The sequence below is a fragment of the Streptomyces sp. NPDC001903 genome, from assembly GCF_042891345.1.
GTDB lineage: Bacteria > Actinomycetota > Actinomycetes > Streptomycetales > Streptomycetaceae > Streptomyces.
Map to the genome: position 1 here is coordinate 15,729 of NZ_JBIASZ010000019.1, position 13,745 is coordinate 29,473.

Below are 13,745 nucleotides of genomic sequence, written 5' to 3' on the forward strand. Positions count from 1 at the left end.
TCTATCCATGCGTACGGGCGGCGGCGCCGGTGGGGTCCGTACCGGTGTCGATCCGGTAGCCGACGCCCGCCACCGTGGCGATGATCCACGGCTCGCCGAGCCGTTTGCGCAGCGCGGAGACGGTGATGCGCACGGCGTTGGTGAGGGGGTCGGCGTTCTCGTCCCAGGCCCGTTCCAGCAGCTCTTCGGCGCTGACGACCCCGCCCTCGGCGGCGACGAGGACCTCCAGCACGGCGAACTGCTTGCGGGTGAGCGCGACGTGGCGTCCGTCGCGGAAGACCTCCCGGCGGAAGGGGTCGAGCCGCAGGCCCGCGATCTCGCGTACCGGGGGCCGGGCGTGCGCGCGCCTGCGGTCGAGGGCCCTCAGCCGCAGGACGAGCTCCCGCAGCTCGAACGGCTTGGTGAGGTAGTCGTCGGCGCCGAGCCCGAACCCGGAGGCCTTGTCGTCGATCCGGTCGGCGGCGGTGAGCATGAGGATCGGGATCCCGCTGCCGGAGGCGACGATGCGCCGGGCGACCTCGTCGCCGGAGGGGCCGGGGATGTCGCGGTCGAGGACCGCGAGGTCGTAGGAGTTGACGCCGAGCAGTTCCAGGGCCGCCTCGCCGTCGCCGGCGATGTCGGCGGCGATCGCCTCCAGCCGCAGACCGTCACGGACGGCCTCGGCCAGGTAGGGCTCGTCCTCGACGATCAGTACGCGCATGGACGAAGCCTAAGCAGCGGAACATATCGCCGACGTATGCGCGGGCGTGTGCGAAGGCGTACGCCACCAGCGGCGCGAGGCCAGCCCGGCCAGTACGGCGCCGGCGGCGTTGACCAGTACGTCGTCGACGGAGGACACCCGGTCCAGCCGCAGGACGTACTGCGCGGTCTCGACCAGGACCGAGCAGCCCGCCCCGAGCGCCAGGATCCGCGGCACGGACGCCGCCGCCGCGAACCGCATCGGGGCGAAGAACCCCAGCGCCGCGAAGACCAGCAGGTTGCCGGCGATCCCGAGCGGCCCCATCGTGACCAGGTCCCGCAGCGGTACCAGGCTCACCCGGGCGGGGGCGATGCCGGGCGCGGCGCCCGGCATCATGGTCAGCCACAGGAACGGCACCGTCCCGTGGACCATGCCCACCTCGGCCAGCGAGGTCCGCCACGCCGTCGCGGCGCCGGCGGCACGCCGACGGCGGGCCAGGGCCCACGCCACCAGCACGGCCGGCGGCAGCGCGACCAGCGTCATGAGCACCACGCCGTTGAAGGTGTCGAAGCAGCCGTGCCAGCGACCGGCCATGCACATCGGAGCGGACATCATGAGCGGCCGCCGCAGGACGAACGCGGCGCCCGCCAGGCCGAGGACCGCGAGGCCGAGGAGCAGGATCCCGCGCGCGCGGCGGGGCGGCGGTGACGGGGAGGCGTTGTGGTTCATGCCGTCATTGCAGACGCGGGGCCGTTGCGGTGGCGTATGCGCTTTTCGATACGCCCGCGATATGCGCCGGCCCGGGCCGGTCCGCAGGACAGGCGGGGAAGGCCGGACTCGCGCGGAGGCCGGACAACGCGCGGAGGCCGGACACCCCTAGGGGGTGTCCGCGAAGTCCCGCCTGCCCCGCGGCGCCCGGCACGCGCTCTCGGCGCACCGGGCGAAATCCCGAGTACGTCCAGTACGCGGGCTTCCGCCCGGCACACCGAGAGCACGCACCGGACGCCGCGGGAGCGCCCTGCGGGCGCACGGCGCTACTTTGCGGACACCCCCTAGGAGAACGGCCCCTCGGTCATGAACCGGCGCAGGTCGTGGGCGAACCGCTCGGCCTCGCCCGGCGGCCACGAGGACAGGCTCGCCGTGATGTGCGAGGCCAGCCGGGACCGCAGTTCCTCCACCGCGGCCCGGCCCCGCTCGGTGAGGACGAGCAGGTGGGCGCGCCCGTCGGTGGGGTCCGGCTCGCGGCGGATGAGGCCGGCGGCCTCCAGCCGGGAGGCGCGGCGGGTGACGCCGGAGCGGTCGACCCCGACGTCGGGGGCCAGGTCGGCGGCGCTGCGCGGTCCGGTTCGGGCCAGGGTGCTGAGGACCGGGTACGTCAGCTCGTCCACCCCCTCGCCCATGCCCTCGGTGATCCGCCGGTGCAGCTGCGTGCGCGTGCTGCGCCTGAGCAGCATGCCCAGCGCGTCCGCGATCTCGTGACCTGCTTGGTTCTCCACACCCCAAGAATAGCGTGCGCTGCGCACGCTGTTGGTGCTACAGTGAAGGAGAAGCGTGCGAGTCGCACGCATTTCTCCTCCTTATTCCCTCGCCCGTCCCATCGCCCCGTAAGGAAATCCCATGAACCGCACCGGTATCGAGGCCGCTCTCAACGACCTGATCTTCAGCCGCGACATCACAGTCGAGGAGGCCGCCGACCGCCACTTCACCCCCGAGTACCGCCAGCGCACCGACGGGGAATGGGCCGACCGCGCCGGGTTCATCGAGCACATCAAGCACGTGCGCGGCGTCGTGGCCGACGGCCACGTCGTGGTGCACGAGGAGCTGTACGACGGCGGCAAGTACGCCGACCGGCACACGGCCCACATCACGAAGAAGGACGGTTCGACCGTGCGCATGGAGGTCTACGTGTTCGCGGACCTCGCCCCCGACGGCCGGTTCGACCGCATCGAGGAGACCACCCTGATGCTCGAGGGCTCCGCCGCCGACCGCAACATCGGCAGCGCCCGCTAGGGCGTTTCCGTCGAGGGGTGCAGGGCGCGGACGGCGGTCTCCTGGGAGTAGGCCAGCAGGCCGACCGTCGTCGCGCTCATGACGAGGGCGAAGAGCAGGTGCCCCGGGGTCGAGGTCACGGCCAGGCCCAGTGCGTTCAGGGCGAAGTGGCTGCCGACCCGGAGGGCGACGAGCGCGAGGGCGACCTTGCGGGTCTCCTTGCCGCGCCACAGCGCCTTGGCGAGCCGGAGCCGCCCGCGCATCACCGTCAGCGAGACGACGATGTTCACGGCCAGCAGGACCAGCAGCGCCGGCCAGACCGAAGGGAACGCCTTCAGGATGTCGAAGGCTGCCGCGAGCACGCCCTCGAAGCCGAAGAACCAGAGCGGAAGCCGGTGGTCGGCCGGAGCCGTGGCGCCGGAGTCGACCGCCTCGGCCGGTGCGTCTTCGGTCCTCTTCTGCAGGATGTTCATGCTGCTGCCCCCGTGGCCCGTGTGATGTCCGTGTGACGGCCACCATCCTTCCGGGGGGCGGGGCGCCGGGGCAGAGCTCCGGGTCACGTGTGCCGTATGACAGCTGTCATGTGCCGTTCGACCAGGGCCGTATGACGGTGTGATGGGATACGCCGCATGGCTCTCATCGGACACGGAAACCAGTCGCCGGCGGGGCTGCCCGTACCCCCCTTCGACCCCGAACTGGCCGCCGCCCTCGCGGCCCTGGACGAGGAGTCGCGGGAGCCGATCACCCCGGAGAACCTCGCCGCCCGGCAGGAGCGGGACGCCGCGTCCCGGCCCCGCCCGACGGCCGAGGACCTGCGCGCCGGCGGCCGTTTCGAGGTGACGGAGTTCCAGGTCCCCGGGCCGCCGGACGCCCCCGCCGTCACGCTCGTCGGCGCGCGCCCCTCCGGCCTCGCGGGGCGGCCCCTGCCCCTCCTCTACTACGTGCACGGCGGCGGCATGGTCATGGGCAACGCCTGGTCCGTGCTGCCGCGGATCCTGCGCGAATGGGCCCTCCCGCTGGAACTGGCCGTCGTCTCCGTCGAGTACCGGCTCGCGCCGCGGGCGCGGTACCCCGAACCCCTGGAGGACTGCTACGCGGGCCTCGTCTGGGCGGCCGCTCACGCCGGCGAACTCGGCATCGACCCCGACCGCATCGTCATCGGCGGCAAGAGCGCCGGCGGCGGCCTCGCCGCGGCCCTCGCCCTCCTCACCCGCGACCGCGGCGGTCCCGTCCCGCTGGGCCAACTGCTGCTCTGCCCCATGCTCGACGACCGCGGCACCACCTTCTCCAGCCGCCAGATGACCGGCCTCGGCGTCTGGGACCTCACCTCCAACACCACCGGCTGGAAGGCCCTGCTGGGCGACCTCCACGGCGCCGCGGACCTGCCGCCCCATGCCGCCCCCGCCCGCGCCACGGACCTCTCCGGACTCCCGCCGGCCTTCATCGAGGTCGGATCGGCCGAGATCTACCGGGACGAGGACGTGGCGTACGCGAACGCCATCTGGCAGGCCGGCGGCCAGGCCGAACTCCACGTCTGGCCCGGCGCCTGCCACGGCTTCGACGGCCTGGCCCCCGAAGCCGCCCTCACCCTGGCCGCCCGCGAGACCCGCACCCACTGGCTCCACCGCCTCCTCACCCGCCCCGCACCGGCTTCCTGAGCCCGTCCAGGGTGAGGTCCAGCAGGCGTTCGGCTTGGGGGCGCTGGTCGGGTTTGGCCGAGGTGAGGGCGATGCCGGCGAGGGCGGCGAAGAGGTCCGTCGCGCTGATGTCGGTCCGGATCGCCCCGGCCTCGGCGCACGCGTCCATCAGCGCCGTGATGGCGGTCTGGATCATTTCGTGGCTGTGGGCGTACGGGTTGCTCCCCGAGGCGGCGATGGCGCGCAGGGCGTCGGCCATGCCGAGTTTGGCCGTGGCGTAGTCCATGAAGAGGCGGGTCCACGCGCGCAGCGCCTCGTACGGCGGCTGCGCCGCCAGCAGTCCGGGGACCGCGTCGCGCAGCTGCGCCACCTCGTTGCGGTAGGCCGCCTCGACGAGGGCCTCGCGGGTGGGGAAGTTGCGGTACAGGGTCGCGGTGCCCACGCCCGCCTCCCGGGCGATCCGCTCGAGGTGCGCGTCCAGCCCCTCCTCGGTGAACACCCGTACCGCCGCGGCCAGGATCTTGTCCCTGTTGCGTCGCGCGTCGGCTCTCAGCGGGCGTGCTGCGTCCGGGGTCATCGGCGGCCGCCGTCCTCTCTCTCGTTCTCGCCATTTGCTAAGTGGAGGCGCGCCCGGTTAGCTTTGACTAAGTGGTGGCGCCTCCACTTGACTCTAGGGTATGCCCTGGCCTGCCCGTATCCCTCCGGAAGGACTGCCGAACATGTCGGGAATCGAAGGCAAGGTCGTGGCGATCACGGGCGCCGGCAGCGGGATCGGCGAGGCGACCGCCCTGCTGCTCGCCGAACGCGGCGCCAAGGTCGTCCTCGGGGCGCGCCGCACGGAGCGGCTCGCAGCCCTGGCCGCCCGCATCGAAGCGGCCGGCGGCGAAGCCGCGTGGACGCGCACCGACGTCACGGTGCGCGAGGACCTGACCGGCCTCGTCGAACTGGCGCGCCGCCGCTTCGGCAGGCTGGACGTCCTCGTCAGCAACGCCGGGGTCGGCCTGATCTCCCCTCTGGACGAGGTCCGCGTCGAGGACTGGGAGCGGATGATCGACGTCAACCTCAAGGGCGTGCTGTACGGGATCGCCGCCGCGCTGCCGGTCTTCCGCGAGCAGGGCACCGGGCACTTCGTCAACACGGTCTCCACGGCCGGACTGCGCATCGTCCCGCTCCAGGCGGTGTACGCCGCCACCAAGAACGCCGTCCGCACCGTCTCCGAGGGCCTGCGCCAGGAGGCCGGCGACAGCCTGCGCGTGACGGTCGTCTCGCCGGGTGTCACGAGCACCGACTTCCCGGACTCCATGCCCGCGCGGATGCGGGACCAGGTCCGCGACCGCATGGACGCGATCGCGATCCCGCCGGACGCCATCGCGCGCGCCATCGCCTACGCCGTCGAGCAGCCGGACAACGTCGACGTGGGGGACATCGTCGTCCGCCCCACCGCCCAGGACTGATCCGCCGATCCGCCGGTCCACTCATCCACCGACCCGAAAGGCGCGACCCAGCGCACGCATACGGGTGACGTGCGGGGCGGACCGGGCCGTGCCACCCTGTTCGCAGGCCTCGGGAGATGCAGCCGCGACGAACGGAGCGCGCTGTGGGACACGCTGTGGGACATCCGGTACGTGTCGCGGCGCTCCGGCACCGGGCGGCCGCCGCCTGCGCCGCCCTGCTGCTGGTGGCCCTCGCCTCGGGTACGGGCGCCCGCGCGGCCCCTGCCCCCTCCCCGACCCCTGCCCCCTCCCCGACCCCGGCCCCGACCCCCTCGCCCTCCCGGGCCGCGCTCGATCCGCGCATCGCCGAGATCATGCGCAAGCCCGAGTACCGGCACGCCCAATGGGGCCTCCTGCAGACCGAGCCCGCGGGCGGACGCGTGCTGCACAGCCTCTTCCCCGGGCAGTTCTTCATCCCCGGCTCCACCGCGAAGCTCTTCGCGGTCTCCGGCACCTGGCGCACCCTCGGCACCGACCACCGCTTCGTCACCCCCCTCTACGCCGTCGGGCAGCGCACCGGCGCCACGCTGACCGGCGACCTCGACCTCGTCGCCCAGGGCGACCTCACCCTCGGCGGCCGGACCCGCCCCGACGGCACCGTCGCGTACACCGACCTCGACCACACCTACGCCAACGACTTCCCCGGCGCGACCCTCACCCCCGAGAACCCCCTCGCCGGCATCGACCAGCTCGCCCGCCAGGTCCGCGATTCCGGGATCACCCGCGTCGACGGCGACGTCATCGTCGACAGCCGCCTCTTCGCCCCCGACCCGATCCTCGACCCCACCCCGACCCCCCTGATCATCAACGACAACCTCGTCGACCTCCTCACCACGCCCGGAGACCGGCCCGGCGCCGACGCCCGGCTCGACTGGCGGCCGAAGGTCGCCCCGTACGCCGTCACCTCCACGGTCAAGACCGTCGCCGCCGGAAAACCCACGAACGTCACCGTGACCGCCACCGAAGGCGGCACCCGGATCAGGCTCTCCGGCACCATCGCCGCCGACTCCGAACCCCTGCTGCGCACCGCCCCGATCACGGACCCGGCCGCGTTCGGCCGGACCGCGCTGATCGAGGCCCTCGCCCGGGCCGGCGTACGGGTCACCGCGGACCCGGCCGGTCCCAACCCGGCCGCCCGGCTCCCGCGCGACTACGCCGGCCGCCCGCGGGTGGCCGCGTACACCTCACCCCCGTACGAGCAGTACGCCAAGCTGATCCTCAAGGTCAGCCACAACCTGGGCGCCAACCTCGGCATCTGCCTGATGGCCGTCTCCGCCGGCAGTACGCAGTGCGAGGACGGCTTCCCGGTGCTCGCCGCCTTCCTGGACCGGGCCGGCGTCGACCGCAGGCAGGCGGAGCTCATGGACGGCCGGGGCGGCAATCCGGCCGACCGGGCCACGCCGCAGGCGCTGGTGCAGATGCTGGCGTACTGGCAGCGCACCCCGGACGCGTGGCGCTTCCGGGAGGCCCTGCCCGTCCTCGGCGTGGACGGGCTGCTCGCCGAGAACTGCCGCAGCTGTCCGGCGCGCGGGAAGGTGTTCGCGAAGACCGGGGCGGCCGTCGGCGGGGACGCCCTCAACGACCGGCTCGCCGTCGGCGCCATCACCATCGCCGGCTACCTCGACAAGGGCGGCGGCCGCTTCGACACCTTCTACGCCGGCGTCAACGGCGCCGCCACCCCGACCGCGAACCCGGCCGACATCCTCTCCATCGCCAACGACCTCGCCCTGATCGCCGCCTACCTCCAGGAATCGCCCTGACGCGGCGAGGGCGGTGAGGGAGGCGCGGGGCTCCCGAGGCCGTCCGGGTCCTCGTCGAGGAAACCGCCCGACTGGTGCTGCCACAGCTTCGCGTACGTGCCCTCGCGGGCGAGCAGCTCGTGGTGCGTGCCCTGTTCGACGATGCGGCCGCGGTCCAGGACGACGAGCCGGTCCATGTGGGCCACCGTGCTCAGCCGGTGCGCGACCACGAGGGCGGTCCGCCCCTCCATGAGCCGCCACAGCGCCTCCTGTACGAGGATCTCGCTCTCGGAGTCCAGCGCGCTGGTCGCCTCGTCCAGCAGCAGGATCGGCGCGTCGCGCAGGATCGCCCGGGCCAGCGCGACCCGTTGGCGCTGCCCGCCCGAGAGCTTGACCCCGCGCTCGCCGACCATCGTGTCGAGCCCGTCGGGCAGTGCGTCGGCGAACTCCGTGACGTGCGCCGCCTCGGCCGCGCGCCGGATCTCGGCCTCGGTGGCCCCGGGCCGGGCGAACGCGATGTTCTCCCGCAGGGTGCGGTGGAACATCGCCGGGTCCTGCGGCACGTACGCCATCAGGCCGCGCAGGTCGCGCTGGCGCAGCCTGCTGATGTCCCGGCCGCCGATCAGGATCCGGCCCGCGTCGATGTCCGTCATCCGCAGCAGCAGCCGGGTGAGGGTGGTCTTGCCGCCGCCGGACCGGCCCACCAGCCCGATCTTCGCCCCGCTCGGCACGTCCAGGTCCAGCCCCTCGAAGAGCGGCTCCGCGCCCGCGTGGGCGAAGTCCACCTTCTCGAAGCACACCTCGCCGGCCCGGGCCGGCTCCGGCACCGGCTCCGGGGACTGCGGCTCGAGCACGGTCGGCGGCGTCAGGAGCAGCTGCGTGAACTGCGCGGCCTCCGTCATCGAGCTCTCCAGACGGCGGTAGATCTGGTTGAACTCGAACATGATCCTGGTGGCGTTGGAGAAGTACGTGAAGGCCACCACCACCGCCTCCACGCCGTGCCCGCCCCCGCCCCCGCTCCCGCCCCCGGCGATCGTGACGGCGATCAGCAGTCCGAGCGCGTTGGTCACGACCGACATCGGCGCGACGACGGTGTCGATGCGCAGGTTGCCGTAGTCCCACGAGCGCAGCGTGAGCGCGCGCGAGTGCGCGACCCGGGACCGGTGCTCGGCGGCCTCGCGCTCCTCCGCGGCGAACGCGCGGACCGTGTCCATGTTCATGAGACTGTCGGAGACGTGCCCCGACACCCGGGCGATCGCCTCCTCGCGCCGGTCCACGAGCGCCTGGCGGCGCCGCACGAGGGGCAGCACGCAGGCCCCCGTCACCGCGATCATGGCCAGGAGCGCCACGACGAGCAGCGGTTCGTAGCGCCAGAGCACCACCGAGCCGAACAGCAGCGGTACGAACCGGCCCACGACGGAGAAGGTCAGCGCGTCGACGAACTCCTCGAAGCGAGAGGCGAAGCTCAGCACCCGCTTGGTCAGCGACCCGGCGAAGTTGTCGTGGAAGAACGCGGCGTCCTTCGCGAACAGCTCTTCCATGCCGACGATGTACAGCCGTTCGATGCCGAGGGCGTCGACCCGGTTCAGGCAGTGCAGGCCGAGCCGCCAGGCCGCCTCGGAGAGCAGCAGGACACCGGCGAAGCCCAGGACGTACGGGAGCGCGGCGCCGAGGCCGATGCCGGTGGCGTCGTCGTCGGCGATGCGTGCGACGAGCTTGGCGACGACCAGCGGGGCGATGTAGCTGATGCCGATGTTGCCGATGGCCGGCATCAGCATGGCGGGCGCCGTCAGCCACCGCAGCCGCGCCAACTCCCGCCCGTAGTAGCGGAGTGCGAGGACCACCGGTCCCCTGCCTGGCGGACCCCCTCGTGTTGCAGACGCTTTCATGGCCACCCTACGTAGTCGCTCGGTCACGGAGGTCGCAGTCTCCCGCGACGCCGTCCGCGCCGTCCAAGCGTTTTCCGTGTGGGTGACAACCGCCCCCTACCCGCCCGGGGTGAACGTCACCGGCAGGGTCAGGGGGCCGCGCAGACCCCCCGGGCGCCAGGGGATCTCCGCCGGGGGGACCGCGAGGGCGAGACCGGGCAGGCGCCGCAGGGCGGTGCCGATGGCGATCCGGCCCTCCAGACGGGCCAGCGGAGCCCCCAGGCAGTAGTGGATGCCGTGCCCGAACGCCAGGTGGGCGTTGTCCGGCCGGGTGATGTCCAGGCGGTCGGGATCCGGGAACCGCCCCGGGTCGCGGTCGGCGACGGCCGAGCCGACCAGCACGGTCGCACCGCGCGGGATGCGCACGCCCGCGATCTCCAGCTCCTCCCGCGCGAAGCGGGCGATGCCGGGGCTGACCGGGCCGTCGTAGCGCAGGAACTCCTCGATCGCGCCCGGCAGCAGGCCGGGCTCGGAGCGCAGCCGCTCCAGCTGGTCGGGGTGGGCGAGCAGCATGGCGATGCCGCCGCCGATCAGGTTGACCGTGGTGATGTAGCCGGCGGCCAGCAGCAGGAACACCATGGCGACCAGCTCGTCCTCGGACAGCCGCTGCTCCTCGTCCCGGGCGGTCACGAGGGCGCTGAGCAGGTCCTCGCCGGGCTCCGCCCGCTTGGCGCCGATGAGTTCGGCGACGTACCCCCGCATGTGCCGCCACGCCTCGTTCACCACGGCGGGGTCCGGCGGCTCCGCGCCCCGCATGATCATGCGGTCGGTCCAGTGCTGGAACTCGTGCCGTTCGTCCACCGGTACGCCGAGCAGCTCGCTGATCACCGTCACCGGGAGCGGCAGCGCGAAGTCCGCGACGAGGTCGGCGCGGCCGGCCGCGGCGACCGAGTCCAGCAGCCGGTCCGCGACCGCCTGGATCCGCGGCTCCATCCCGGCGACCCGGTGGGCGGTGAACGCCTTGGAGACCAGCCGGCGCAGGCGCGTGTGGTCGGGCGGATCGCTGCGCAGCATGTTGCCGAGCATCGACTCGCGTTCCGTGTCGGGCAGCTGCCGCAGGAGCCGGGTGTCCGCGGCGTCGCGTACGTCGCTGCTGAGGCGGGAGTCGGACAGGGCCGCGAGCCCGTCCTCGTAGCGCGTGACGAGCCAGGCCTCCAGAGCCCCCGCGATGACGACCCGGCGCACCGGGCCGTCCTCGCGCAGCTGCCGGTAGAGCGGGAACGGGTCCGCGAGGAAGGCCGGGTCGCCGTAGGGGAGGAGGACCGGATCCTCGCTCACGACACCTCCCGCACCGTGTCGCCGCCGCGCATCGACTCCGCCGGCGGCCGCTCGCGCAGCGCCCCGTACCCGATGAAGTAGGCCGGCACCCGGTTCAGCCACCGCGAGTCGGTGACGAGCTCGGTGAGCCGCTTCGCCCGCCGGGGATGGCCGAACGGGTCGCGGCCGGCCAGTAGCGGCTCGATGACCTGGGCGTGGGCCAGGCGCTGCATGCCCTGTGTGGCCACCGTCGTGGGCATCCGGCGGCGCTGTACGCGGCGTACGTCGTGCAGGCCCACGGTCCCCTCGCGGAGCGGGCCCACCAGGTAACGGGCCGCGGCCACCGCGTCCTGCACGGCGAGGTTGATGCCGATGCCGAACACCGGCGACATGGCGTGGGCGGCGTCGCCGATGCACAGCAGCCCCGGCCGGTGCCAGCGGCGCAGCCGGTCCAGCCGTACGTCGAGCAGCTTGACCTCGTCCCATGAGGCGACGGAGTGCGCCCGGTCGGCGAGCCACGGCACGGCGTCCGTGAACCGGGTCATGAACCGCTCCAGGCCCTCGGCGCGGCGTTCGGCGTCGGTCCCCTTGGGGATGAGCCCGGCGATCTGCCAGTAGTCACCGCGGTCGATGAGCGCGCTGAAGAACCGCTCGCCCAGGCCCCCCACGAGCCCGCTGGGGTCGCTCTCGTGGCGCGGCAGCCGGAACCACCAGGCGTCCATCGGGCAGGGGAAGCTCTCCAGGCCGAGCTCGGGCAGCACCCGGGCGAGGGAGCCGCGGCCGTCGCAGGCCACGGTCAGCGTGGCCCTGAGCTCGCCGGTGGCGCCGTCCGCGGTCCGGTACCGCACGCCCGCGACCCGGCCGCGCTCCATCAGGAAGGACGTGGCCTCGGTGTCCATGCGCAGCCGGAAGGTCGGCTCCTTGCGGGCCTCGTCGGCGAGCAGGTCGAGCAGGTCCCACTGCGGCACCATCGCGATGTAGTTGTACTTGCCGTGGAGCGCCGCGATGTTCCCGACCGTGATGAGCGAGCGGTCGGGCCCGATCGGCAGTTGCACCGAGGTCACCCGCCGCTGCGGCAGCTGGGCGAACCGTTCGGCGAGGCCGATGTCGTCCAGCAGCGACAGGGTCGACGGGTGCACGGTGTCGCCGCGGAAATCGCGCAGGAAGTCACCGTGCTTCTCCAGCACGGTGACCTCCACCCCGGCCCGGGCCAGCAGCAGGGCCAGCACCATCCCGGCGGGCCCGCCTCCCACCACACAGCAGGCCGTACGCTCCACGGCAACCACTCCCTTCACCGGCCGGCCCGGGACGAGCCCTCGGGCGCCCTGGACGACGTATACCCCACCCGGGACGGCGGTTGCGGCAGCTCATGGCGAGTCGGCCGATACCCGGCCGAAACCGGTGCCGGTCACAGCCGTGTGCAGGTGGCCGTGACCGGCGCGGCCGTCGATCAGAAGTGCGGGACGAGCTGCGAGCCGAAGGTGTACGTGCCCGCCGACCAGCGGTGCTTGACCGGGTCGTTGAGGTAGGCCGTGTCCAGACCCGGCTTGGACAGGCTGGACGTCTGCAGGTAGTAGCCGGCTTCCCCGGGGCGGTCGCCGTCCTGCGGGCGGATGCAGTCCGTCCACGTGTAGGTGCCCGCGGCCAGGTAGAGGTCGCGGCTCGGGGTGTAGATGTTCCCGAAGATCTGCGTCCACGTGTAGTTGCCGCTGGCCAGCGTCATGCTCCTGGTCGTGCAGGCGTCGGCGTCGGTCCACCGCGGGACGCCGTCGAGCCACACGCTGCGCATGTTGTACGCCGTGTCCGCCGCGCTCGCGGGCGCCCCCGCCAGTGCCACGACCGCCGTCGCCACGGCCGCCGCGGCCGCCACTTTGCCGAATGTTCCGGACATGAGTTGTCTCCCCTTTGACGATTCGTCAGCCATCGGCGCACACGCTGCGGCCGCATCCGCGCGGCTCACTCGGTGGTGCCGTCTCCAGCGGAAAACCTAGGACGGGACCGTGCGCGGTGGTGTGCGTGGAGTGCCGGGTTGATGTGCTCTGCGTGCTGCGGGGCGGCCAGGGAGACGGCCCGGTGTTCGGTCGGGGTGACGCCGTAGGCTTCGCGGAAGGCCCGGCTGAACCCGGTGGCGCTGGAGAAGCCCCAGCGGACCGCGATCGCCTGGACGGGCTGACCGCGCATTTCCGCGGACGCGAGGTCGGTGCGGGCGCGCTCCAGCCGGCGGTTGCGGATGCGTGCCGAGACGGTCAGGGGCTCGTCGGCGAAGAGGGCGTGCAGGTGCCGCAGGGACACGTTGTGCCGGTCGGCGATCACCTGGGGGCTGAGGTCGGGGTCGTCGAGATTGTTCTCGATGAAACGGTGGATCCGCCGCAGCGTCTCCTGCGCGCGGGCCTCGGCAGGCGCCTGGCCGGGGTCACCGAGCTGCTGGGCGAGGAACGCGGTGGCCAGATCGAGGGCCACGGCACCCAGGGCGCGCCGTTCCTCCGGGCGGCAGTGCGGCCCGTGTGCGAGCAGCGTCTTGAGGAAATCGGCGAGGACGCCCCCCGAGCCCGTGTCCGCCGCCAGGTTTCGCGCGAGGAGGCCGTCCACCCGGTCCGCGTTCAGCGCCAGGTCCTGGCGGGGAATCCTCAGACCGACCGTGTGGATCATCCCGCCCGTGCGGGACGCACGGCTCGGCCGTGAGGTGTCCGTGACCACCAGTCCGCCCGCGACCAGCGATTCGTTGCGCCGCTGAGCGATCACGAGCCTGCCCTGTGCGATGAGGGCCACCTGCACGTGCTCGGGATCGCCACGACGGACATCGGTCGAGGTGCGGCGCGAGAGGACCGGTGAGCAGGACACGGCGGTCAGCTGCACCACCCCGAGGTCCAGGTCCGTGATGCCCGCCCGGAAGCCGGCCACGTCCGAGGTTTCGAGCATGACCGGCATCACCCGGGCGGACAGCATCTCGCGGAACCACTCGAACCCTGCCTCGCCTGACCCGACAGCGTCCGACGCGGCAGGCAGCCCCATGCGATCCCCCT

General features: G+C 73.0%; 14 protein-coding genes. 4 read left to right on the top strand and 10 right to left on the bottom strand.

Annotated elements, in window-relative coordinates; all coding sequences use genetic code 11:
* Position 1 precedes the first annotated feature (1 nt).
* The 3 genes from ACFYZS_RS32315 to ACFYZS_RS32325 form a co-directional block, all read right to left on the bottom strand.
* Positions 2-700, bottom strand: a complete 699-nt coding sequence (locus ACFYZS_RS32315) for a response regulator transcription factor (protein ID WP_389020395.1) — start codon at positions 698-700, stop codon at positions 2-4.
* 9 nt (positions 701-709) lie between these two features.
* Positions 710-1,408: a VanZ family protein gene (locus tag ACFYZS_RS32320; RefSeq protein ID WP_389020398.1), complete on the bottom strand. Its 699-nt coding sequence runs from the start codon at positions 1,406-1,408 to the stop codon at positions 710-712.
* A 323-nt stretch (positions 1,409-1,731) separates the two neighbouring features.
* Positions 1,732-2,175 (bottom strand): MarR family winged helix-turn-helix transcriptional regulator, encoded by a 444-nt coding sequence (locus ACFYZS_RS32325; RefSeq protein ID WP_389020400.1) that lies wholly within the window; start codon positions 2,173-2,175, stop codon positions 1,732-1,734.
* Between the two features lie 121 nt (positions 2,176-2,296).
* Between ACFYZS_RS32325 and ACFYZS_RS32330 the strand changes: the two genes are divergently transcribed.
* The gene (locus ACFYZS_RS32330) at positions 2,297-2,689 is read left to right on the top strand and encodes a nuclear transport factor 2 family protein (RefSeq protein WP_389020402.1); all 393 of its coding nucleotides are present in this window, start codon (positions 2,297-2,299) and stop codon (positions 2,687-2,689) included.
* Here ACFYZS_RS32330 and ACFYZS_RS32335 read toward each other — a convergent pair.
* Positions 2,686-3,141 (bottom strand): hypothetical protein, encoded by a 456-nt coding sequence (locus ACFYZS_RS32335; RefSeq protein WP_389020405.1) that lies wholly within the window; start codon positions 3,139-3,141, stop codon positions 2,686-2,688. The two genes, ACFYZS_RS32330 and ACFYZS_RS32335, sit on opposite strands and share 4 nt — an antisense overlap.
* A gap of 156 nt (positions 3,142-3,297) precedes the next feature.
* On the opposite strand from ACFYZS_RS32335, the gene ACFYZS_RS32340 reads away from it, so the two are divergent.
* A complete protein-coding gene (locus ACFYZS_RS32340; protein ID WP_389020408.1) occupies positions 3,298-4,326 on the top strand; it encodes an alpha/beta hydrolase in 1,029 nt (342 codons plus the stop codon).
* Here ACFYZS_RS32340 and ACFYZS_RS32345 read toward each other — a convergent pair.
* The gene (locus tag ACFYZS_RS32345) at positions 4,301-4,882 is read right to left on the bottom strand and encodes a TetR/AcrR family transcriptional regulator (RefSeq protein WP_389020410.1); all 582 of its coding nucleotides are present in this window, start codon (positions 4,880-4,882) and stop codon (positions 4,301-4,303) included. The two genes, ACFYZS_RS32340 and ACFYZS_RS32345, sit on opposite strands and share 26 nt — an antisense overlap.
* A 142-nt stretch (positions 4,883-5,024) precedes the next feature.
* Here ACFYZS_RS32345 and ACFYZS_RS32350 point away from each other — a divergent pair, with 142 nt between their 5' ends.
* Together ACFYZS_RS32350 and dacB are read left to right on the top strand one after the other, a co-directional pair.
* Complete coding sequence (locus tag ACFYZS_RS32350) at positions 5,025-5,759, top strand: SDR family oxidoreductase (protein WP_389020413.1); 735 nt, start codon at positions 5,025-5,027, stop codon at positions 5,757-5,759.
* A 143-nt stretch (positions 5,760-5,902) separates the two neighbouring features.
* Positions 5,903-7,558, top strand: a complete 1,656-nt coding sequence (gene dacB, locus ACFYZS_RS32355) for a D-alanyl-D-alanine carboxypeptidase/D-alanyl-D-alanine-endopeptidase (protein ID WP_389020415.1) — start codon at positions 5,903-5,905, stop codon at positions 7,556-7,558.
* On the opposite strand, the gene ACFYZS_RS32360 is transcribed toward dacB, so the two are convergent.
* The 5 genes from ACFYZS_RS32360 to ACFYZS_RS32380 all read right to left on the bottom strand — a co-directional run bounded on the left by ACFYZS_RS32360 (position 7,537) and on the right by ACFYZS_RS32380 (position 13,734).
* Complete coding sequence (locus ACFYZS_RS32360; RefSeq protein WP_389020418.1) at positions 7,537-9,426, bottom strand: ABC transporter ATP-binding protein; 1,890 nt, start codon at positions 9,424-9,426, stop codon at positions 7,537-7,539. The genes dacB and ACFYZS_RS32360 overlap by 22 nt on opposite strands.
* 96 nt (positions 9,427-9,522) lie before the next feature.
* A complete protein-coding gene (locus ACFYZS_RS32365; protein ID WP_389020421.1) occupies positions 9,523-10,743 on the bottom strand; it encodes a cytochrome P450 in 1,221 nt (406 codons plus the stop codon).
* Positions 10,740-11,999, bottom strand: a complete 1,260-nt coding sequence (locus ACFYZS_RS32370; RefSeq protein ID WP_389020424.1) for an FAD-dependent oxidoreductase — start codon at positions 11,997-11,999, stop codon at positions 10,740-10,742. The genes ACFYZS_RS32365 and ACFYZS_RS32370 overlap by 4 nt, the downstream gene beginning before the upstream one ends.
* Positions 12,000-12,172: 173 nt before the next feature.
* Positions 12,173-12,613 carry a hypothetical protein gene (locus ACFYZS_RS32375; RefSeq protein ID WP_389020426.1) on the bottom strand — a complete coding sequence of 147 codons (441 nt, stop codon included), beginning with the start codon at positions 12,611-12,613 and terminating at the stop codon, positions 12,173-12,175.
* A gap of 65 nt (positions 12,614-12,678) precedes the next feature.
* A complete protein-coding gene (locus tag ACFYZS_RS32380; RefSeq protein WP_389020428.1) occupies positions 12,679-13,734 on the bottom strand; it encodes a helix-turn-helix domain-containing protein in 1,056 nt (351 codons plus the stop codon).
* Positions 13,735-13,745: the final 11 nt, after the last annotated feature.

Bases quoted from the DNA above. Each gene is read 5' to 3' on its own strand.
- ACFYZS_RS32345 (WP_389020410.1), bottom strand. From the start codon at position 4,882: ATGACCCCGGACGCAGCACGCCCGCTGAGAGCCGACGCGCGACGCAAC.
- ACFYZS_RS32350 (WP_389020413.1), top strand. From the start codon at position 5,025: ATGTCGGGAATCGAAGGCAAGGTCGTGGCGATCACGGGCGCCGGCAGC.
- ACFYZS_RS32380 (WP_389020428.1), bottom strand. From the start codon at position 13,734: ATGGGGCTGCCTGCCGCGTCGGACGCTGTCGGGTCAGGCGAGGCAGGG.
- ACFYZS_RS32375 (WP_389020426.1), bottom strand. From the start codon at position 12,613: ATGTCCGGAACATTCGGCAAAGTGGCGGCCGCGGCGGCCGTGGCGACG.
- ACFYZS_RS32320 (WP_389020398.1), bottom strand. From the start codon at position 1,408: ATGAACCACAACGCCTCCCCGTCACCGCCGCCCCGCCGCGCGCGCGGG.
- ACFYZS_RS32335 (WP_389020405.1), bottom strand. From the start codon at position 3,141: ATGAACATCCTGCAGAAGAGGACCGAAGACGCACCGGCCGAGGCGGTC.
- ACFYZS_RS32340 (WP_389020408.1), top strand. From the start codon at position 3,298: ATGGCTCTCATCGGACACGGAAACCAGTCGCCGGCGGGGCTGCCCGTA.
- ACFYZS_RS32315 (WP_389020395.1), bottom strand. From the start codon at position 700: ATGCGCGTACTGATCGTCGAGGACGAGCCCTACCTGGCCGAGGCCGTC.
- ACFYZS_RS32330 (WP_389020402.1), top strand. From the start codon at position 2,297: ATGAACCGCACCGGTATCGAGGCCGCTCTCAACGACCTGATCTTCAGC.
- ACFYZS_RS32360 (WP_389020418.1), bottom strand. From the start codon at position 9,426: ATGAAAGCGTCTGCAACACGAGGGGGTCCGCCAGGCAGGGGACCGGTG.